This window comes from Salinicola halophyticus (genome assembly GCF_003206695.1).
In the GTDB taxonomy this organism is placed as follows: Bacteria; Pseudomonadota; Gammaproteobacteria; order Pseudomonadales; family Halomonadaceae; genus Salinicola; species Salinicola halophyticus.
Map to the genome: position 1 here is coordinate 75,362 of NZ_PZJN01000006.1, position 18,978 is coordinate 94,339.

The 18,978-nt window shown below is 63.1% G+C and carries 18 protein-coding genes; 7 read left to right on the forward strand and 11 right to left on the reverse strand.

What is annotated here, in order from left to right:
• Positions 1-77: 77 nt before the first annotated feature.
• Entirely contained in the window at positions 78-326 is a 249-nt protein-coding gene (locus DOM58_RS08220; RefSeq protein WP_110692465.1) for a GlsB/YeaQ/YmgE family stress response membrane protein, read from the reverse strand.
• Positions 327-506: 180 nt separating this feature from the next.
• Between DOM58_RS08220 and DOM58_RS08225 the strand changes: the two genes are divergently transcribed.
• Entirely contained in the window at positions 507-1,460 is a 954-nt protein-coding gene (locus DOM58_RS08225) for a TIGR03571 family LLM class oxidoreductase (RefSeq protein ID WP_110692466.1), read from the forward strand.
• Between the two features lie 48 nt (positions 1,461-1,508).
• Here DOM58_RS08225 and DOM58_RS08230 read toward each other — a convergent pair whose 3' ends face one another.
• From DOM58_RS08230 to bioB, 4 genes are all read right to left on the reverse strand, one after another.
• Positions 1,509-2,234: a dienelactone hydrolase family protein gene (locus tag DOM58_RS08230; RefSeq protein ID WP_110692467.1), complete on the reverse strand. Its 726-nt coding sequence runs from the start codon at positions 2,232-2,234 to the stop codon at positions 1,509-1,511.
• A gap of 162 nt (positions 2,235-2,396) precedes the next feature.
• A complete protein-coding gene (locus DOM58_RS08235; protein WP_110692468.1) occupies positions 2,397-3,191 on the reverse strand; it encodes an alpha/beta fold hydrolase in 795 nt (264 codons plus the stop codon).
• Between the two features lie 152 nt (positions 3,192-3,343).
• Positions 3,344-3,496, reverse strand: a complete 153-nt coding sequence (locus DOM58_RS17465; RefSeq protein ID WP_157957516.1) for a hypothetical protein — start codon at positions 3,494-3,496, stop codon at positions 3,344-3,346.
• Positions 3,493-4,560 (reverse strand): biotin synthase BioB, encoded by a 1,068-nt coding sequence (gene bioB / locus DOM58_RS08240; protein WP_110692469.1) that lies wholly within the window; start codon positions 4,558-4,560, stop codon positions 3,493-3,495. Before bioB ends, DOM58_RS17465 begins: the two co-directional genes overlap by 4 nt.
• Before the next feature lie 278 nt (positions 4,561-4,838).
• Between bioB and DOM58_RS08245 the strand changes: the two genes are divergently transcribed.
• Both DOM58_RS08245 and DOM58_RS08250 read left to right on the forward strand, forming a co-directional pair.
• Entirely contained in the window at positions 4,839-5,363 is a 525-nt protein-coding gene (locus DOM58_RS08245; RefSeq protein ID WP_075561031.1) for a YgjV family protein, read from the forward strand.
• A gap of 60 nt (positions 5,364-5,423) precedes the next feature.
• Positions 5,424-7,130: a DUF748 domain-containing protein gene (locus tag DOM58_RS08250; RefSeq protein WP_110692471.1), complete on the forward strand. Its 1,707-nt coding sequence runs from the start codon at positions 5,424-5,426 to the stop codon at positions 7,128-7,130.
• Between the two features lie 63 nt (positions 7,131-7,193).
• Here DOM58_RS08250 and DOM58_RS08255 read toward each other — a convergent pair whose 3' ends face one another.
• Complete coding sequence (locus DOM58_RS08255; RefSeq protein ID WP_110692472.1) at positions 7,194-7,877, reverse strand: glutathione S-transferase family protein; 684 nt, start codon at positions 7,875-7,877, stop codon at positions 7,194-7,196.
• A 244-nt stretch (positions 7,878-8,121) separates the two neighbouring features.
• Here DOM58_RS08255 and DOM58_RS08260 point away from each other — a divergent pair, with 244 nt between their 5' ends.
• Positions 8,122-9,921: an assimilatory sulfite reductase (NADPH) flavoprotein subunit gene (locus DOM58_RS08260; protein WP_110692473.1), complete on the forward strand. Its 1,800-nt coding sequence runs from the start codon at positions 8,122-8,124 to the stop codon at positions 9,919-9,921.
• An 8-nt stretch (positions 9,922-9,929) separates the two neighbouring features.
• Complete coding sequence (locus tag DOM58_RS08265; RefSeq protein WP_110692474.1) at positions 9,930-11,711, forward strand: NADPH-dependent assimilatory sulfite reductase hemoprotein subunit; 1,782 nt, start codon at positions 9,930-9,932, stop codon at positions 11,709-11,711.
• A 21-nt stretch (positions 11,712-11,732) separates the two neighbouring features.
• Here the strand turns inward: DOM58_RS08265 and DOM58_RS08270 are convergent, their stop codons facing one another.
• Together DOM58_RS08270 and DOM58_RS08275 are read right to left on the reverse strand one after the other, a co-directional pair.
• Positions 11,733-12,572, reverse strand: coding sequence for a citryl-CoA lyase (locus DOM58_RS08270; RefSeq protein WP_110692475.1), 840 nt, complete (start codon positions 12,570-12,572; stop codon positions 11,733-11,735).
• Positions 12,573-12,587: 15 nt separating this feature from the next.
• The gene (locus DOM58_RS08275) at positions 12,588-13,748 is read right to left on the reverse strand and encodes a CaiB/BaiF CoA transferase family protein (protein ID WP_223162148.1); all 1,161 of its coding nucleotides are present in this window, start codon (positions 13,746-13,748) and stop codon (positions 12,588-12,590) included.
• Positions 13,749-13,894: 146 nt separating this feature from the next.
• On the opposite strand from DOM58_RS08275, the gene DOM58_RS08280 reads away from it, so the two are divergent.
• On the forward strand, positions 13,895-14,560 hold the full coding sequence (locus DOM58_RS08280; protein ID WP_188113800.1) for an IclR family transcriptional regulator: 666 nt from the start codon (positions 13,895-13,897) through the stop codon (positions 14,558-14,560).
• Between the two features lie 124 nt (positions 14,561-14,684).
• Here the strand turns inward: DOM58_RS08280 and DOM58_RS08285 are convergent, their stop codons facing one another.
• Positions 14,685-15,677: a Bug family tripartite tricarboxylate transporter substrate binding protein gene (locus tag DOM58_RS08285; RefSeq protein ID WP_075561042.1), complete on the reverse strand. Its 993-nt coding sequence runs from the start codon at positions 15,675-15,677 to the stop codon at positions 14,685-14,687.
• A gap of 345 nt (positions 15,678-16,022) precedes the next feature.
• Here DOM58_RS08285 and rluF point away from each other — a divergent pair, with 345 nt between their 5' ends.
• Positions 16,023-17,135: a 23S rRNA pseudouridine(2604) synthase RluF gene (rluF, locus tag DOM58_RS08290; protein WP_110692478.1), complete on the forward strand. Its 1,113-nt coding sequence runs from the start codon at positions 16,023-16,025 to the stop codon at positions 17,133-17,135.
• 35 nt (positions 17,136-17,170) lie between these two features.
• On the opposite strand, the gene DOM58_RS08295 is transcribed toward rluF, so the two are convergent.
• Together DOM58_RS08295 and glcF are read right to left on the reverse strand one after the other, a co-directional pair.
• Positions 17,171-17,572 (reverse strand): GlcG/HbpS family heme-binding protein, encoded by a 402-nt coding sequence (locus tag DOM58_RS08295; protein WP_110692479.1) that lies wholly within the window; start codon positions 17,570-17,572, stop codon positions 17,171-17,173.
• Positions 17,573-17,685: 113 nt separating this feature from the next.
• Entirely contained in the window at positions 17,686-18,975 is a 1,290-nt protein-coding gene (glcF, locus tag DOM58_RS08300) for a glycolate oxidase subunit GlcF (RefSeq protein WP_110692480.1), read from the reverse strand.
• Positions 18,976-18,978: the final 3 nt, after the last annotated feature.

Sequence of the window (18,978 nt, forward strand, 5' to 3'; positions counted from 1 at the left end):
GGAAAATCGAGAAATCAGGATGGAAAAGCGTCAGGCTCGACGGCCGGAGCCGTCGAGCCCGATAAACGCAGCGATCGTTATTTGCGAACGACGCGATAGATCACCAGCAGCACGATCGCACCGATAACCGCGATCACGAAGCTGCCGAGATTGAAACCGGACACGTCACCGAAGCCCAGCGCGGTACCGATCCAGCCGCCAATAACGGCACCCAGGATACCGATGATGATGGTGACGATGATGCCACCCGGATCTTTACCCGGCATGATCAGCTTGGCAATGGCGCCAGCGATCAGACCAAAGATGATCCATGCAAGAATTCCCATGGCGTCTGTCCCTATTTAATTCGTGGTTTGAGCATGCCTTCCTGACATGCCCTTTGGAAGTTAGTCGTAGATGGTGGAAACGACAAGCACCGAATTGGCGCTATCATCGTCTTCTCAGCCTGATATCGCCGATGACGACAGCGAGTCCCGGTCTATCATTCGACCCATGAAGGAGGGTTCATGTCATCCAGCGATGCCGAAAACAGAATCGTCGGGCGCGTATTCAGCTCGAACCGGCTGTCGATCGGATTGGCGTTGCCGGTAATGGCGAACGATCAGGCGGTGGTCGACGTCAGCGAGCAGAGACGCCTGGCAGGACTCGCCGACGCCGCCGGATTTCGCGCCTTGTGGATTCGCGACGTGCCGCTCAACAGCCGCGACTATCCCGATCCGACTGGCCATCTGGATCCGTGGAGCTGGCTGGGCGCACTGGCGGTGGAAACGCGCCAGATCGCGCTGATCAGCGGCGCCATCGTGCTGACGCTGCGGCATCCGTTGCATATCGCCAAGGCGGCGGCATCGATCGCCACGCTGTCGGAAGGTCGCTTCATTCTCGGCCTGGGCGCCGGCGATCGGCCGCCGGAATTCGCCGCCTTCGGTGAGGATGTCACCGAGCGGCGGCGACTGTTCGCGGATCACTGGCAGGTAGTGGCACAGGCGCTGAGTACGCCACAGGAGGTCGTGCCGGATCGGCGTGATACAAATTCGCCGGATTTCCAGCTGCGGCCGTTGCCGCCGGAACCGGTGCCGCTGCTGGCGGTTGGCTCGGGCGGTCAGAGCGTCAACTGGATCGCCCGCAACGCCATCGGCTGGATGACCTATCATCGCGAGCCTGCGCAGCAGCTCGATCGCTATCGGATGTGGCGCGCCGCCGTCGAACAGAGCGCGCCCGGCGAGTTCCGCGGGTTCGGCGAGGCGATTCGCCTCGATCTGGCCGCCGATGCTGGCGCACCGGCGACGCCGATCGATCTGGGTTACCGGACTGGCCGTGATGCGCTCATCCAAAGACTCGAAGCACTCAGAGAGATGGGCGTTCACCACGTCTCTCTGAATCTACGTCTCGAGGAGCGGCCAGCCGATGCCATCATCGAGGAACTGGCCGCCCACGTTCTGCCGCACTTTCACGGCTCCTGAACCCTTTCGGACTCGCGCTGAAACGATGTCACCCGTGGCGTAAAGGTCTTACTGGGCGTGGCTGGCCAGGAACGTCAGCGTGCGGCCGTGTGCCAGTGCCGAGGCGTGCTGGTTGTAGCTTGCCCGTGCCCAGCAGTTGAAGCCGTGTTCCGCACCGTCGTAGAGGTGGACTTCGATATCGTCATTGCCGGCGAAGGCCTGACGGGTCTGCTCGACGTGCTCGAGCGGAATGTGGTCGTCCTCGGCGCCAAAGTGGAACTGGGCCGGCACCTCGAGTTCATCGGCGCGCGGCAGATATTCGGTGATACCACCGGCGTAGTAGCAGATCGCCGCGTCGACGCCGGCGTCCAGGCCGCAGAGGTAGGAGAGCACGCCACCCATGCAATAGCCCACGGACGCTACCGGGCCATCGCAGACGGGGCTTGCGCGTAGCGCCTTGGTCGCCGCACGCAGATCGCTGATCGCCGTGGGGTAGTCCAGCGCCTGCTTGTGAGCCACGGCTTCTTTCCAGTCGTCACCGTCGTAGCCGAGCTCCACGCCGGGCTCATCGCGCCAGAACATGTCGGGCACGATGACGCTATAGCCATCCATCGCATACTGTTCGGCGACGCCACGCATGTGGCCGTTGACACCGAATATTTCCTGAATCAGCACGATACCGGGGCCTTTGCCCTTGTGCGGCAGCGCCTGATACGCCTTGAACGTCTTGCCGTCTTCGGCAGTGATCTCGATCCATTCGGTCTTGATATGGGTCTGGGAATCGCTATGAGACATGATTTCTCCTTGTGGGCGGTCAACGGAACTTTGAGATGTGGAAATGAAGCCCGAGACAGGAGTTTAGCAGGCAATGTAAAAGACGAGGGCGATGCCTTTCATCGATACAGCGTCAGGCGGCTTTGCTGGCGGCTGACGAAGGCTCGGTCCCTGGGGCGGCAGTCATGAGCCCGGCCCTCGAGAGCCTTCAGCGACATGTCGAGAGCCTTCAGCGAGATGTCGAGAGCCGTCAGCCGAGATCATGAACGTCGCCATGAGATCGGCGGTCTCCTCCGGGCGTTCCACCGGAAAGGCATGGCCCGCGCCTTCTATCAGCGCCGTGCGGCCGGCCTCGGGTAAACGTTCGGCAATGGCCTGACGCGCCGCTGCCGGCACCAGGGCGTCGCTGTCACCGAAAAGATGCAACTGCGGGATCTTCAGCGCCCCCAGCACTTCGCGAAGATCCAGCGCTGACAACACGCCCAGCCCGGCCAGCGCCTGGTCCAGCGGCATCGCGGCCAAGGCTTCCATCAATTGGCGACCCAACCGATGCGTATCCCGACCGCCTTGGGCGCTCAACTCGGCAAATCGTCGGAACGTCCGGGTAGGCGATGCTCGCAGGCCGCGCTGGAACTCTCCCACGGATTCCGCCGTCATCGCCTGGGGCCAGCCCGAACGCGTGACGAAACTGCCGTTGGCCCCCAGCGTGATCAAGCCTCGCGCGCGCCGGCCACGCCATTGGGCCAGCGAGGTGGCCAGCATGCCGCCGAGAGACCAGCCGGCCAGCCAGGCGTCTTGAGGTAATTGATGATCCAGCGCCGCGACCCAACTTTCGGGCCGGTGGCTGGTCAGGGCGGGATAGCGCACACACTCGACGTGATAGTCCGGTAACCGCTGGCGCAAGGCGTCTGCCAGCGGTTCCAGCGGTGCGGGCCCGAGGGCCCAGCCGGGTAACAGCAGCAGTCTTTGGGGGCTCATGCCAATATTCTCCTGGCGGACGATAGCCGACGCGCGGTCTTGAACAGCGCTCTCAACAGCCGGTCGATCTCTTCATGAGTATGGGCCTGCGAGAGCGTGAAGCGCAGTCTCGATGTCGCGGCGGGGGCGCTGGGCGGGCGTATGGCGCTACATCAGAGCCTGGCGCCTTCGAGCGCGGCGGAAAGTGTGAGCGCCGCGGCTTCCTTGCCGCCCTGCCGACTCTTCAGCCGACCGGCCTGTCTCGCGCGCCAACTCGGCCCGATCGCCAGCACGGTATCCAGCGAGTCGGCAGATGCTGCGCTCATGCCCGCGCCGTCGCGTCCGAGACCATGGCATCGATCCGAGCCCGGGTCACGCGCTGCTGGAGGGCGGCTTCGTGGGCGTCGTCGTCTACGTCTTCACGGGTCTCAGGGTGAAGGCCGAGACGCTCGAAAAGTCGTCGATCGTGCGTTGCCTGCGGGTTCTGCGCGGTCAACAGTCTCTCGCCGTAGAAGATCGAATTGGCCCCGGCAAAAAACGCCAGCGCCTGGGTTTCGTCGCTCATCAGCTCGCGCCCGGCGGCCAGACGCACGTGAGAATGTGGCATCAGAATTCGAGCGACGGCGATGGTGCGAATGAACTCGATCGGGTCGAGATCCTCGACGTGTTCGAGCGGCGTGCCCTGAATCCGGATCAGCATGTTGATCGGCACGCTTTCGGGGTGCACTGGCAGATTGGCAAGCTGCTGCAGCAAACCGGCGCGATCGTTGACGCTTTCGCCCATGCCGAGAATGCCGCCGCTGCAGATCTTCATGCCGGACTGACGCACGTGGTCGAGGGTTTCCAGGCGGTCGGCGTAGGTGCGCGTGGTGATGATCTCGCCGTAGTACTCCGGCGAGGTATCCAGGTTGTGGTTGTAGTAATCGAGCCCGGCCTCTCCCAGCTGTTCGGCCTGGTCACGACTCAGCATCCCCAGCGTCATGCAGGTTTCTAGCCCCATGGCACGCACGCTGCGGACCATCTCCAGCACCAGCGGCATGTCTTTCGCGCTCGGGTGTTTCCATGCCGCGCCCATGCAGAAACGGCTGGCACCGATGGCCTTGGCCTTGCGCGCTTCTTCGAGTACGGCTTCGAGCTGCAACAGCTTCTCGCGCTGAAGGCCGGTGTTGTAGTGGCCGGACTGCGGACAGTACTTGCAGTCCTCCGGACAGGCGCCGGTCTTGATCGAGAGCAGCGTGGAGATCTGCACCGCATTGGGATCGAAATGCTGGCGATGAACGCCTTGCGCTTCGAATAGCAGCTCGTTGAACGGACGTTCCAGCAGCGTCTGGATCTCGTCTCGCTGCCAGTCATGACGCGGCGATGCGCTAAAGGTTCGAGAAGGTCTCATGTCATGAGTCAACTTTGGCTTAAATATTGGTTGACTGGATGTTGTCACGATGGCCTGTGAACTTCAAATAAGCTTTACGTTGACAGGTCCATCGTGACCGAGACGACATCGAGATAAGGGAACGGCTTGGGCTCGTCCCGGGCTCGTTCCGGGCTCGGAATAGGCGCTGGCAGTCGATGGCATTTGTAAAACGAGATGATGCGGAGGCATTGTTCACGGCCCTAATCGTCTAAGCTTGGGGACTTTCGCGCCAATCCTGGCTGGACATGAGGAGCCGCATGGACGCTTACAGCCCGACCTGGATCGCCGCTCAACTGGGTGGGTTCGTCGCTCTCGGTTTCATCATCGCGGCATTTGCCAGCCGTCAGGACGACCGGCTGCTGCTTTATCTGATATTCGCCAATGTGGCCTTCGCGGTGCATTTCCTGCTGTTCGGCGAGGCGGTCGCGGCCGGCATGTCGGGCCTGGTGGTCGTCCGGATCTGGCTGGCGCGGCGCTTTCCGCGGCGCCAGGGGATCATGTGGCTGGTGCTGGCGGCAACGGCGGCGGTCGCCATCGCGACCTGGCAGTCCTGGTACGATATTTTCCCGCTGCTTGCCGCCGTGTTCGGCACGCTGGCGATGTTTCTGTTGCGGGGCCTGCCTATGCGGGCGCTACTGGCGGGCGTCGCGCTAAGCTGGCTCGCCAACGCGCTGATCATCGGTTCGATCGGCGGCGCCATTGCCGAACTCATCGCGCTCGGCACCAATCTGATCACGATGTGGCGTATTTACCGCGCGAAGCGCCAGCTTCAGACTAGCTGACGGCGATTCTCGAATCATCTGCCTCGATGATCCTCCCTGCCGACACAAGGTAATGTATCCATGTCCACTGTTGCTCGCCGCCGTTGGGTCGGCGTATTCGCTCTGATTGTCGTATTGCTGTTGCTGGTCTTCCTCGCCGGGCCATGGGCGCTCACGAAGTGGGCGGAAAATCGTTTCACCGACTCGCTGGGGACGCCGGTCAAGATCGAGCGCGTGACTTTCAACCCGTTCACGGTCACCGCTCGATTCTCGACGCTGCGGGTCGGCGACGGCGAGACGCCCATGATCGAGATAGCCTCCGGTGAGGTCGCGTTCGAATGGTCGACGTTGTGGCAATCCGGCATTCATATCTCGGAAGTACACCTCGACTCGCCAAACCTGCATCTGGTATCGCCGCAATCCGGGCCGCTCAATCTGGCCACACTGGGCGCGGACTCGTCCTCGGGCGACGCTTCGTCCGATGACGGTTCATCGCTAACTATCGAGCGTATCGACGCGAGCGACGGCCAGATCGACTGGCAGGATCGGGGGACTGGCGAGGACGCTTCCATCGCTGAGACTGGCGTGAGCCTGACGCTGCACGATTATCAGCGCGATGGCGACTCGCCGATGCAGGGGCAAGCCTCTGGCACGGTCGGCGGTGGGAAGATCGATCTCGAGGGGCGTTTCGGGGTGATGCCGTTGACCGGCGATCTCGCGATCACGACGCAGCAGGTAGCGGCCTCCGCTATTGACCCCTGGTTGACCGCGGGGATGCCGGCGCGAATTGATCAAGGTCGGGTCGATCTCGACGGTCAGCTTCGCTTCGGTACCGCGGCGAACGCCTTGATCGCCTATCAAGGGAAGGTGTCACTCGACGATCTGGCAACGGTCGACTCACAGGATCAGCCGTTGCTTTCTCTGGATCGTGGCGTGTTCGAGGGCGTCGATTTTGCCCTCGACGACCACCTGAAGATCGATTCGTCGGTGCTCACCGCACCCAGATTGACGGCCCTGATCGATGACGACGGGCAGTTCAATCTCATGACCGCCTTTGCCCCTCAAGAGGAGGGCAATGATTTGAAAGACGCCAACCGAAACGGCGCCTCTCAAAACCGCAACGACGACGCCGGCATGGCGCTCGCTTTGAAGCGTCTCGAGGTCAAGCAAGGGAGGTTCGATTTCGAGGATCGGCACATGTCGCCGACCGTTGCGCTCGACGTCGATGGGCTGAACGGTCAGCTTTCCCAGTTGAATACGCGCAGCGATCAACCCGCGCACTATCGCTTCGATGGCATGGAGAGCGAAGGCACACCGGTGATGGTCGAGGGGAGTATCAATCTCGGCGAGCCGCTCGACGCGCGCATGCGGCTGACGACCAAACAACTCGAGCTGTCCCAGTTCGCGCCCTATATCCGGCGCTTCGGCGGCTACCGCATCGACCATGGCACCGCCGATCTTGAGCTCAACTATCATTTGCAAGGCAGCCGCTTGGACGCGCAGAACCACATCATTCTCAAGCATTTGAACCTGGGCAAGGAGATTGACCAGGACGAGACGTCGTTACCGTTGAAGCGTCTGATCGGGCTGCTGCAGGCCAAGTCAGGGGTGATCAACCTGGATATCCCCATCGAGACCACCGTTGAGGGGAACACCCAGGTGGATACGAGCGAGGTGGTGTGGCAGGCGGTCACGGAGTCATTAGGCAATATCCTGACATCGCCGGTCGACTCCCTCCAGGCGCTGATGGGCGATCACGATGGAAGCGGTGATGGGGCTAGCCGTTGATGGGGGCTAGCCGGCGATGGCTGCTCGAAGGCGTCTTCGCCGGCGGTCGTCCCCGAGCAGAACCTACGCGCGGCGATCCTCGATGACCCGCCGACCCCGAATGCAGTCGGCTTCATGCGGCTCGTCGATCCACGGCTCGGCGACGCCCTGTTCAACCCATTCGGTCACCGCGGGGTGGGTGAGCAGGCGCTCGGCGTAGGCCATGGCATCGGGGCCGAGCTCGATGCCGTAGCCGCGGATACGCACCGCCACCGGGGCGAACATGGCATCCACGGCGGTGAACGCCTCGCCGGCGAGCCAGGGCCCACCGAAAGCCTCCAATCCTTCCTGCCACAACGCTTCGAGCCGGGTTAGATCCTTCTCGAGCGCTTCGCTCGGCGTATCCAGGTCTATGGTCAACGAGCAGTTCATCGAGCACTCGTCGCGTATCGCCGCAAAGCCCGAGTGCATCTCGGCGCTGGCGCAGCGCGCCCAGGCGCGGGCGGCAAGGTTACCGGGCCACGCGGCCGGGTGATCCTCGGCAACATATTCCACAATCGCCAGTGAGTCCCACACTACCTGATCGCCATCGTGCAGGCAGGGCACCTTGGCCGTGGGTGAAAAACGCGTGAACGCCTGCTGCTTGCCGGCGCCTTCGAATGGCGTCAGCACCTCCTCGAACGGGATCTCCAGCGCGCGCAGCAGTACCCAGGGTCGCATCGACCAGGAAGAGTAGTTCTTGTTGGCGATGAAAAGTCGATAGGCCATGGTTGCCTCCGCGTCAGGAAAAATTCGAGTATGCGATGTCGGGGCGACTCCGCAAAGTTTCGCTCGACGGAAAGAACAGCGGCTGATCGTTCGATGGAATAAGGACAGCGCCGATCGGACTTTTTGATTCTGTCACCCCGCCCCAACACTCATCCGTTAACCGACTAGGCTTTAGCCAATCGATTTCGTTCAACTACGTTCAATTGCCGGTTTATCGGTTACCGGATGTGCCGAGAGGTCATGGATGGCTCCCAACTCGCTGACCGACACCAATAGCCCCCTGAGTGCCGATCAGGCCAGGCGCGTGCAGCAGGCGCTGGCGGATCTGGATGCCTCCCAGTGTCAGTGGCTGAGCGGTTATCTGGCCGGGCTCAACGCCCAGGCCGCCGGATCGCCGCAGATCGAGGATGCGCCGGAGCCGGCGGCATCTGCCCCGTTGACCGTGCTCTACGGCAGTCAGACCGGCAATGCCGAAGGGGTGGCCGAGCTGGCCGCCGAGCGTGCCCGCGCCCAGGGCTTCGACGTCACGCTGGCGAGCATGGCCGATGCCGGCAAGAAGACGTTAAAGGCGGTCGAGCGATTGCTGGTCGTCGTCAGTACCCAGGGCGACGGCGATCCGCCCGACCCGGCGCTTGAATTCCACGAGCTGATGATGGGCCGCAAGGCGCCGAAGCTCGCGGGGCTGCGCTTCGCCGTGCTGGGCCTGGGCGATGCCAGCTACGAACACTTCTGCCAGACCGGCAAGCAGTTCGACGCCCGGCTGGCCGAGCTCGGTGGCGAAGCGATCCACGAGCGGACGGATTGCGACGTGGACTATGAAGAGACGGCCGAAGCCTGGATCGACGAGGTGCTCGAATCGCTGTCCGGCGATCTCGCCACGCCGCCACCGGCTGAGGCCGTCGAAACCGACGCGTCGCAAGGCGGTCAGCCGCGCTACTCCAAGAAGCATCCGTTCCTGGCCGAGGTGCTGACCAGCCAGCCGCTCAACGGGCGCGATTCGGACAAGCAGACCCTGCATCTCGAGCTGTCGCTGGAAGATTCCGGGCTGGACTATCTGCCGGGCGATGCCGTCGGCGTGGTGCCGCAGAACGACCCTGGCCACGTCGATGAGCTGATCGAGATGCTCAAGTTCGATGCCGAATCGCCGCTGGAGGAGGGGCGCGTGCTGCGCGACGCGCTGCTGACGGATTTCGAGGTGACCACGCTGACGCGGCCGTTTTTGAAACAGTGGGCGGAGTGGTCTCGAGCGCCGGAGCTCCAGCGTCTGCTGGGTGAAGAAGCCCGGGACGAGCTGCGCGACTGGCTGCAGGGACGCCATATCGTCGACGTGGTCGAGCAGTTCCCGGTCGAGGGGATCGATGCCGCTCAGTTTTCGGCGGCGCTGCGCAAGCTGCCGCCACGGCTCTACTCGATCGCCTCGAGCCAGTCCGCGGCGTCCGACGAAGTGCATCTCACCGTCGCCGTGGTGCGTTACGAAACCCACGGCCGGGCCCGCAACGGCGTGACCACGAGTTATCTGGCGGACCGCATCGAGCCCGGCGACCGAGTGCCGATCTACATTGACCGCAACAAGCAGTTCAAGCTGCCGGACGATGACGAGGCGCCGCTGATCATGATCGGTCCCGGCACCGGCGTTGCCCCGTTTCGCGCTTTCCTGCAGGAGCGCGAGGAGCGAGGCGCTGGCGGCGACAACTGGCTGTTCTTCGGCGATCGACGCTTCCGTAGCGATTTCCTGTATCAGACGGAGTGGCTCAAGTGGCGTCAGCGGGGCTTGCTCACGCGACTCGACGTCGCGTTCTCCCGCGATCAGGCTGACAAGGTCTACGTTCAGGACCGGCTGCGCGAACAGGCCGAAACGCTTTACGCCTGGCTGGAAGCGGGGGCGTATGTCTATGTCTGTGGCGATGCCGAATTCATGGCGCCGGACGTGCATCAGGCCTTGCGCGACGTGATCCGCGAACAGGGCGGGCACGGTGAAGCCGGCGCCGACGATTATCTGCGCCAGATGCAGCAGGAGAAGCGGTATCAGCGCGACATCTATTAGGAGCCGACATGGACATCATCGCCAAACTGCGTGACGTACCCCTGGATGAGCTGCATCCCAACGAGCGGCTCAAGGTGGAGAGCGACTATCTGCGGGGGGCGCTGGAAGCGGGTCTGGCCGACCGCGCGACCGGCGCCGTCGCCGAGGACGATACCCAGCTGACCAAGTTTCACGGCTTCTATCAGCAGGACGACCGCGACCTGCGCGACGAGCGCCGGCATCAGAAGCTCGAACCGCTCTACAGCTTCATGGTGCGCTTGCGCCTGCCCGGCGGTCTGGTCACGCCGGCCCAGTGGCAGACGCTCGACGACGTCTCCTCGCGTTACGCCAACGGCACGCTGCGCATCACCACACGGCAGACTTTCCAGTATCACGGCGTGCTCAAGGAGAACCTGCGACCGCACCTGCAGACGATCCACCAGGCGATGGTGGATACCATCGCTGCCTGCGGCGACGTCAATCGCAACGTGATCTGCACCGCCAACCCGCATCGCTCCGCTGTTCATCGCCAGGTCTACGAACTGAGTCATCAAATCAGCACCCGGTTGCTGCCCAGCACCCGCGCCTATCACGAGATCTTTCTGGGTGAGGAGCGTGTCGCCGGCGGCGCCGAGGAACGCACGGATGCGCCGGCGGAAAGTGATTCGCCGGCACTCGATCCCCAGGAGCCGCTTTACACGCGCCATTATCTGCCGCGCAAGTTCAAGGTGGCGCTGGCGATTCCGCCGGAGAACGATGTCGACCTGTTTGCCCACGACGTCGGTTTCATTGCCGATGTTCAGCAGGGGGAAAATGGCGAGCCCGGCGAGCTCCGCGGCTTCACCGTCTGCATCGGCGGCGGCATGGGCATGACCCACGGCGAACCGACGACCTTCCCGCGCCTTTCCGATCCTATCGGCTACTGCACGCCGGAAGCCGTGCCCGCCGTGGCGGAAGCGATCATGCTGGTGCAGCGCGACAACGGCAATCGTCGCGACCGCAAGCAGGCACGACTGAAATATACCGTCGAGGAGATGGGGCTCGACGCGTTCAAGGCCGAGGTCGAAGGGCACCTCGGCGAAGCGCTGGCACCGGCGCGCGATTATCACTTCGACAACAACGGCGATCGGCTGGGCTGGATTCAGGGCGACGACGGCCTTTGGCACTATGGGCTGTTCGTCCAGAACGGACGCATCGCCGACTTTCCCGATGGCCCGCAGTTACGCACCGGCCTGCGCGAGATCGCCGAGCAGCACGACGGCGATCTGGTGCTCACCACCAATCAGAACGTGATCATTACCCAGGTCGACGAGTCCCGGCGCGAGGCGATCGACGCGCTGCTGGACCGTCATCGGCTGGTCGCGGAAACGTCTCCGTTGCGGCGTAACGCCATGGCCTGCGTGGCATTCCCGACCTGCGGGCTGGCCATGGCGGAAAGCGAGCGCTATCTGCCGTCGCTGATCGACAAGCTCGACGCTGTGATGCGCGAGGCAGGGCTCGCCGACGACGCCATCATCATGCGCATGACCGGCTGCCCCAACGGCTGCGCGCGGCCGTACCTGGCCGAGATCGGCTTCGTCGGCAAGGCGCCGGGGCATTACAACCTCTATCTCGGCGGCGGTTTCAGCGGCCAACGGCTGAACAAGCTCCACCGCGAGAATATCGATGAAGCGACAATCCTCGAGACACTAACGCCGTTGATCCAGCGCTACGCCGCCGAGCGCGAAGCCGACGAACCCTTCGGCGACTTCGTCATTCGCATCGGCGTGATCAACGCGACCACAGCAGGGCGGGAGTTTCACGAGGTCTGATCAAGCCGCGATTTCGTGGTTTCAGGGCCGGCCTCTTTCCGGCACCGGTCGCTTGGCCGGACCGCCGTAGGGCCACAGCCAGCCCTTGGGCATCGGGCCCTTGTTGCGCCCGCCTTGACACTGTTGCTCCCAGGCGTGGGCGAGGATGCCCACCGAGCGCGACAGGCAGAACAGGCCGCGGGCCAGCGGGGCGGGGAAGCCCAGTTCGGCGTAGATGACGGCGGTGGCACCGTCGATGTTGAGCGGAATCGGTTTGCCCTTCATGGCGATCAACTGGCGTTCGACCTCACGGGCGATGGCGACGAAATTGCCATCCACCTCGCCACGAGCGGCGGCCTCCTCGACCAGCTGCAGGAGCCTCGGCGCGCGCGGATCGACGGGATGGAAGCGGTGACCGAAGCCGGGAATGATTTTGGTTCGCTCGCGCTGCCAGGTGGCGATACCTTCCTCGACGGCGGCTTCCAGTTTGCGTCCGCCGATCTGGTTTTCGAGTATCGACTGATACAGCTCGACGGCCTGTTCGCCGGCGCCGCCGTGAACGTCATCGAGCACGTTGACGGCGGAGGCCATGGCGTTGTTGAGACTGCTGCCGCAGGTGACCGCCATCCGCGCGATGGCGATGCTGGGGGCCTGCGGGCCATGATCGACGGCGCTCATCAATGCCGCTTCCAGCAGCGCGGCCTGCGCTCGGCCAGGCAGTTCACCTCGGGTCATCAACCACACCATGTCGGTGAACCCGACGTTGCCGATCAACTCCTCGATCGGGTAGCCGCGATAGCGAATCTCGCCGGGGCGCATATCGATGATGTCGGTTTTCCACCACTGCTGGGCTTGGTATTCGGGCGTGTGAGCGTCGGTCATGAGATATCTCCGGTTCTATTCGTCGTTGGCGGCGTGAGCGGGAAGGAGGGTGGCGTTGTCCTGACCCAGGCGCGGCGGGGGGGAAGCAACACGCGGTGGCTGTTCATCGAAGCGAAAACCGCCGCTGACCACTTCCAGCGGCCGGCCGATCGAGGTGTCGTCGAATCGCTCGATCAGACCGCGGTCGCGAACCTGGGGGTGGGCCAAGGCTTCCGCGACGCTGTAGACGGGGCCGGCTGGCACGCCGGCTTCGACCAGGCGTGGCCACCAGTACTCGGTCGTTTGCTGTTTCAGCACCACCTCGATGCAGTCGCTCAGCGCCTGGCGGTTGTCCAGTCGTGCCTGGCGCTGGGCAAAGCGCGTATCCGTCAACCATTCGGGACGTTCCAGCAAATGGCAGATCGCCTCGAACTGCTCCTGCTTGTTGGCGGCGATGTTGATCAGCCCGTCAGCGGTGGCGAACGTGCCGGAAGGGCTGGCCGTGACGTTGTCGTTGCCCATCGGCTGGGGTGGCTTGCCGGCGATCAGCAGGTTGGAAACGGCCCAGCCCATGGTGGCGAGCACGGATTCGAGCATCGAGATGTCGATGAAATGCGCCTTGCGGGGGCGCTCGGCCAGCGCTGCATTGATCGCCATTGCCGCCGTCAGCCCGCCAACGGTATCCGCCAGCGGATAGCCGACCCGGTAGGGCGCGTTCTCCGGCGTGCCGGTAATGCTCATCACGCCCGCCATGCCCTGGATGATCTGGTCGTAGGCCGGGTAGTTGGCCAGAGGACCTTCCTGGCCGAAGCCAGAAATCGCGCAGTAAACCAGCTCGGGGTTGGTCTGACGCAGGGTTTCGTAGCCCAGGCCGAGGCGTTGCATGACGCCGGGACGGAAATTCTCGACCACGACATCGGCGCTCGCCACCAGCTCGAGGAAGGCTTCGCGATCGTCAGCCTGCTTGAAATCCAGAGTCACCGAACGCTTGCCGGCATTCTGGGCGAGAAAAGAGACGCCCATCAGATCGCGGTTGAGCGCCGGATCCGCGCCGAGCTGACGGGCGAGATCGCCCCCCTGGGGTCGCTCGACCTTGATCACCTCGGCACCGAGATGGGCCAGCTGATGACAGCAGAACGGGCCGGCCAGCACATTGGTCAGATCGAGTACCCGGTAACCGGTTAACGGCGATGACATCATTCCTCCTGATGAAACGAATTCTTTCAGAGAGAATATGGTTGCGCGGAGTCGGTTGCAATAGCGTTTTGCCTGTCGCAACATTCGCCATTAGTCCAAGTCAGAATTTGCATTATCGGAATGTCCATTATCGAAAGGAGCGTCATATGGCCCAACGGCGCGTCGAGGCCGTCGAGCGAGCACTGACTCTGCTCGAGGCGTTCTCCCAGGAGCGGCGAGAGTTTTCACTGACCGAGCTGGCCAATGCCACGGGTTTCTACAAGAGCACTATCCTGCGGCTGATGTCGTCGCTGGAGCATTTCGGCTATGTCACTCGTGACGAGCGCGGCATCTATCGGGTCGGTCCGGCGGTGTCGCGCCTGGCCCCGCTGGCGGGGGATGGGCCACAGCTCGAGAACCTGGTGCGGCCGATTCTGGAATCGTTGCGTGATGCCAGCGAGGAGACCGCCTCCTTCTATGTGCGTGACGGCGATAACCGCATCTGTCGGCTGCGCGAAAACGGTCGGCTGGAGGTGCGCCACCATCTCGAGGAAGGCGTAAGACTGCCGCTGGGGCGCGGCGCGGCAGGTCGTGTGCTCAATTACGAGACCCCGCGGGGTCAGGTCGCGGTATCGAGCGGCGAGCGCCAGGCCGGCCTGTCGGCGGCGGCGATCGGTATCTACAACGGCGAGGGCGAGTTGATGGGTGCACTAGCGCTGTCCGGTCCCAGCGAGCGGTTCACGACGGCGGTCAAGGATCGCCATACGCCTTTGCTGATCCAGTACGCACCCCGTCTCGAGCGGCAATGGCCTCGTGCACTACGTGCCAGCTGACGCTCGCTGCATCGCCAGTCCGTGAGGAAAGCCCACAAGGCTCGACAGGAGCCGGCGGTGGATCGAGAGAGCGCCAGAACAACGGCCGGCTCGCTGGCGAGCCGGCCGTTTTCGATCGCCGACCTTACTGGATCAGGCCGACCTCTCTGGAGATCGTTTCGATATCGGCGATCTGCTGGTGGACATAATCCTTGAAGGCATCACCACTGCGATCGAACGGAATCAACCCGTTCTGCTTCATGACATCCTTCCATTCCTGACTTTCATAGACCTTGTGCAGGGCATCTTCCCACCAGGCAACGTCTTCGTCGGAGAGCTTCGGTGGCAGGTAGAATCCGCGCCAGTTGATGCCCTCGACATCCACGCCCTGTTCCTTGGCAGTGGGGAATTCGCTGAGGGCGCCGGGCAGGCGGCCATCGGCGAGAACCGCCAGGACGCGTAGATCGCCGGATTCGACGAAACCGAGAATCTCCGAGGCGTCGCCGGAGAAGGCGTCTATATGGCCGCCGACGACCTGCGTCATCGCCTCGCCGCCGCCGTCGAACGGCAGATACTTGATCTTGTTCAACGGTTTGATGCCGTCGGCGCGAGCCATCATCAAAACCTTGAGATGGTCCCATCCGCCGCTGGCGCTGCCGCCGGCGAAACTGACGCTGGAAGGCTTCTTCTCCATCGCGTCCAGCAGGTCCTCGAGGGTCTGGTAGGGTGAGTCCTTGCTTACCGCGATCACGCCGTAGTCGGCGCCGACGGTGCCGGCCCAGTTGACCATGTCGGCGTTCATGCCGGGGAACTGATGCTGGGCCAGGCGAGTGGTGGTCGAGGTAGACGCCGAAACGATGACGTCGTTCTGGCCGGCGCGCTTGGTCACCACGTGGGAGAACGCGACCCCACCGCTGGCCCCCGGCATGTTGGTGGTCTGGACGCTGCCGTCGATGGCGCCGATTTCACTCAGCACCTGCCCCACGCTGCGACAGGTGAAATCCCAGCCGCCGCCGGGATTGGCGGGTGCGATACAGTCGATCTTCCCGCTCGGACCGGCCGCCTGGGCCGACAGGGACAGCGTTGCCAACGCGAGCGCGGCGCAGAGTGCGGATGGCTTCAAGGACAGCAATTTCATGGCGTCTCCATTATTCTCTTTTGTAGAACCTGTTTCGACAGTGAAAATTATTCCGGCGCGGGAACGGGGTCAATCTCGAAGCCCTGAATTGCGACTAAAGAATACTGTTAGAAGCTATAATGTTCTTTCAGGTAGAACTTTCTGGCTCCAGAGATGTCCGTCTGTCACGGAAGCGGCGAAGCGGGACAGGCGATAGTCGACGACGATAAAGGCGAGCCCAGGTTTTATCTCCGCGAAGGAAGCGTCAAACTAGCCTGGCGTGTAGCTGTGGTCGGAAGAGCTGGCGCTCGCTCGGTGTTTTGATAAGAACGCTGGGTCATCCCTTTTTCAGCGAGACGGTGTTTTATGGCGTTACGACAATCGACCCGTATCAACAAGTACATCAGCGAAAGCGGGATGTGCTCTCGTCGTGAAGCCGATCGCTTCGTGGAGCAGGGCAATGTGTGGATCAACGGTCGCCGAGCGACGACCGGTGACCAGGTAGTGGCGGGGGATCGGGTCAAGGTCAACGGCCAGGATATCGAGCCTCAGGAAGAGGAGGATCTGATCCTGATCGCACTGAACAAGCCGGTGGGCATCGTCAGCACCACCGAGTCCAGCGAGAAGGACAATATCGTCGAGTTCGTCAAGCATGGCGCGCGTATCTTCCCCATCGGGCGGCTCGACAAGGACTCCCAGGGGCTGATCTTCCTGACCAACAACGGCGATCTGGTCAACAAGATCCTGCGCGCCAACAATCATCACGAGAAAGAGTATCAGGTGACGGTCAACAAGCCGGTCACCGATGAATTCGTCGACGGCATGCAACGGGGCGTACCGATTCTGGGCAAGGTGACGAAGCGTTGTCAGGTACAGAAAGAATCGACGTTCGTGTTCACCATCACGCTGGTCCAGGGTCTCAACCGCCAGATACGCAGGATGTGTGAATACTTCGGCTACGAAGTCACTCAGTTGGTGCGTACCCGGATCATGAATGTCTCGCTCAAGGGCTTGGCGCTAGGGGACTGGCGGGATCTCACCCCGAAAGAGATCGACACCATTGTTGCGTTGACGGAAAGTTCTGACGCCTCACCGGAGAAGAGGCGGCCCGCCAAGCCCGACGCCGGCTCTCGCTCGGGTGCCGGCAAGACAAAGTCGCCGGCATCCAAAACCCGTCAGAAATCGGCGCAACCTGGTGCCAGAACCGGTGCAAAAGCGAATTCAGGGGCAGGGGCCAAAACCGGCGGCAAAGCCGCCGCATCCAAGCCCAATTCCAGAGGCAAGAACGCCGCCAACGGCAAAGGTCGGCCCGGCCCCAAGAACGGTGCTGCGGGCAAGCCACATCCCAAAGTCAAAGCGTCCAGCGCGGGGAAACCTGGCGCGAAAGGCAAAGCGAGCGCCAAACCCGCCGGCAAGAACCGTTCAGGCAAGCCGGGCCCCGGCAGTCGTGCCAGGAACGCGCCTTCCAAGAAGCGTTAGGAAACGATTCCGTCAGTACGCGCCAGGCGATGGTTTTAACTAATGGCTTTCACCCCAGCCTTGGCGACCTGGACGTCCTGATCCGGCTTGACCCCGGAAACGCCGACACTGCCGATCACGTGGCCATCGTGAATCACCGGAACCCCACCAGCCAACAGCGCCGTCATCGGGGCGGTCACGAAGGCGGTGCGCCCATTGTTGATCATATCCTCGAAGACCTGGGTTTCCTTGCGCCCGGTCGCCGCGTTGCGTGCCTTTTCGGTCGCCACGCCGGCGCTGAACGGCGCGGCGCCATTCATGCGGCGCAGGCCGAGCAGATGGCCGCCGTCATCGGCGACGGCGATGGTGACCGCCCAGCCCTGAGCTTCGGCTTCGGTCTGCGCGGCATCCAGAATGGCATTGACGTCGTTGAGTTCGAGTGCGGATTTAGTGAGCATCGGTCGTCCTTTCGAGAGAGTGCGTAGAGAGAGTACGCAGAGAGCGTACGTAGAAAGAGTACGCGTTGCGGGCTACCGAAAGCCGGTCGCCCTTGAGTCAGCTTGGTCTTAGGTCAGTCCGTCCTTGAATCACTGGTCTCCAGGCATTCATCCACCAGTTCGATCCAGTGACGGACCGGTGTCCGACCGGCGCCGTTGAGATGGCTCTGGCAGCCGATATTGGCGGTGACGATGGTGTCCGGCGCCTGCGCTTCCAGTGCGTCCATCTTGTTGTCGCGCAGCCGCTTGGCCAACGTCGGTTGGGTGATCGAATAGGTCCCGGCGGAACCGCAGCAGAGATGACCATCCTGCACCGGCGCCAGCGCGAATCCCAGCCGCGTGAGTACGGTTTCGACGGCACCGCCCAGTTTCTGCGCATGCTGAAGCGTGCACGGGCAGTGAAACGCCAGCCGCGCTGCCGGATGCCGTTCTCCCAGCGCTTCCAGATCCTCTTCCCGCAGGATCTCGACTAGATCCTTGGCCAGCTCGCTGACACGTTTGGCCTTGGTGGCGTACTCGGGGTCGTCGGCCAGCATTTCGCCATACTCCTTGACGAAGGCGCCACAGCCGCTGGCGGTCTGGACGATCGCTTCCACGCTGGCGGTACCCGCTTCACCCGTGCTCTTGATCAGCGGCCACCAGGCATCGATATTGGCGCGCATGCGCTCGCGCCCGGCGTCCTGGGCATTGAGATGAAAATCGATGGCGCCACAGCAGCCGGCTTCCCGGGCCGGCTTGACGCCGATACCCAGCCGGTCGAGCACCCGCGCCGTGGCGTCGTTGGTGTTCGGCGCCAGTCCCGGCTGCACGCAGCCTTCCAGGATCAGCATCTGGCGGGCGTGGCGGGCAGGGTCGGGGCGTTGGTGGCGAAGAGGTTGCCGCGGCGGCTGGCGGGCCGGAATCTTGTCGCGCAGATCGTGCGGCGCCAGCGGGCGAAACGTCTGGCCCAGGGCCAGCAGGGCCTGGAAGCGTTTGGGTTCGACCAGCGCCGTGCGAAGGCCCAGGCGCAGGGCGCGCTCGCCGGGCCGGCGGCCGACCCGGCGGTCGATTTCGGCACGCCCGATATCCAGCAGCTTATGATATTCGACGCCTGAAGGGCAGGTGGTCTCGCAGCTGCGACAGCTCAGGCAGCGGTCCAGGTGCAACTGCGTCTCCTGGGTGACCTGTTCGTCGCCGTCTTCGCTCTCCAGCAGCTCCTTGATCAGGTAGATGCGCCCGCGCGGGCCGTCGCGCTCGTCACCCAGCAGTTGGTAAGTCGGGCAGGTCGCGTTGCAGAAGCCACAGTGCACGCAGGTGCGCAGAATGCGATCGGCCTCGACGATATGCGGCTTCGCGCGGGCGGCTTCGGAGAAATGGGTCTGCATGGG

What these genes read in the sequence shown, in the direction of transcription:
- DOM58_RS08220 (WP_110692465.1), bottom strand. Translation starts at nt 326, where the DNA reads ATGGGAATTCTTGCATGGATCATCTTTGGTCTGATCGCTGGCGCCATT.
- DOM58_RS08225 (WP_110692466.1), top strand. Translation starts at nt 507, where the DNA reads ATGTCATCCAGCGATGCCGAAAACAGAATCGTCGGGCGCGTATTCAGC.
- DOM58_RS08230 (WP_110692467.1), bottom strand. Translation starts at nt 2,234, where the DNA reads ATGTCTCATAGCGATTCCCAGACCCATATCAAGACCGAATGGATCGAG.
- DOM58_RS08235 (WP_110692468.1), bottom strand. Translation starts at nt 3,191, where the DNA reads ATGAGCCCCCAAAGACTGCTGCTGTTACCCGGCTGGGCCCTCGGGCCC.
- DOM58_RS17465 (WP_157957516.1), bottom strand. Translation starts at nt 3,496, where the DNA reads ATGAGCGCAGCATCTGCCGACTCGCTGGATACCGTGCTGGCGATCGGG.
- bioB (WP_110692469.1), bottom strand. Translation starts at nt 4,560, where the DNA reads ATGAGACCTTCTCGAACCTTTAGCGCATCGCCGCGTCATGACTGGCAG.
- DOM58_RS08245 (WP_075561031.1), top strand. Translation starts at nt 4,839, where the DNA reads ATGGACGCTTACAGCCCGACCTGGATCGCCGCTCAACTGGGTGGGTTC.
- DOM58_RS08250 (WP_110692471.1), top strand. Translation starts at nt 5,424, where the DNA reads ATGTCCACTGTTGCTCGCCGCCGTTGGGTCGGCGTATTCGCTCTGATT.
- DOM58_RS08255 (WP_110692472.1), bottom strand. Translation starts at nt 7,877, where the DNA reads ATGGCCTATCGACTTTTCATCGCCAACAAGAACTACTCTTCCTGGTCG.
- DOM58_RS08260 (WP_110692473.1), top strand. Translation starts at nt 8,122, where the DNA reads ATGGCTCCCAACTCGCTGACCGACACCAATAGCCCCCTGAGTGCCGAT.
- DOM58_RS08265 (WP_110692474.1), top strand. Translation starts at nt 9,930, where the DNA reads ATGGACATCATCGCCAAACTGCGTGACGTACCCCTGGATGAGCTGCAT.
- DOM58_RS08270 (WP_110692475.1), bottom strand. Translation starts at nt 12,572, where the DNA reads ATGACCGACGCTCACACGCCCGAATACCAAGCCCAGCAGTGGTGGAAA.
- DOM58_RS08275 (WP_223162148.1), bottom strand. Translation starts at nt 13,748, where the DNA reads ATGTCATCGCCGTTAACCGGTTACCGGGTACTCGATCTGACCAATGTG.
- DOM58_RS08280 (WP_188113800.1), top strand. Translation starts at nt 13,895, where the DNA reads ATGGCCCAACGGCGCGTCGAGGCCGTCGAGCGAGCACTGACTCTGCTC.
- DOM58_RS08285 (WP_075561042.1), bottom strand. Translation starts at nt 15,677, where the DNA reads ATGAAATTGCTGTCCTTGAAGCCATCCGCACTCTGCGCCGCGCTCGCG.
- rluF (WP_110692478.1), top strand. Translation starts at nt 16,023, where the DNA reads ATGGCGTTACGACAATCGACCCGTATCAACAAGTACATCAGCGAAAGC.
- DOM58_RS08295 (WP_110692479.1), bottom strand. Translation starts at nt 17,572, where the DNA reads ATGCTCACTAAATCCGCACTCGAACTCAACGACGTCAATGCCATTCTG.
- glcF (WP_110692480.1), bottom strand. Translation starts at nt 18,975, where the DNA reads ATGCAGACCCATTTCTCCGAAGCCGCCCGCGCGAAGCCGCATATCGTC.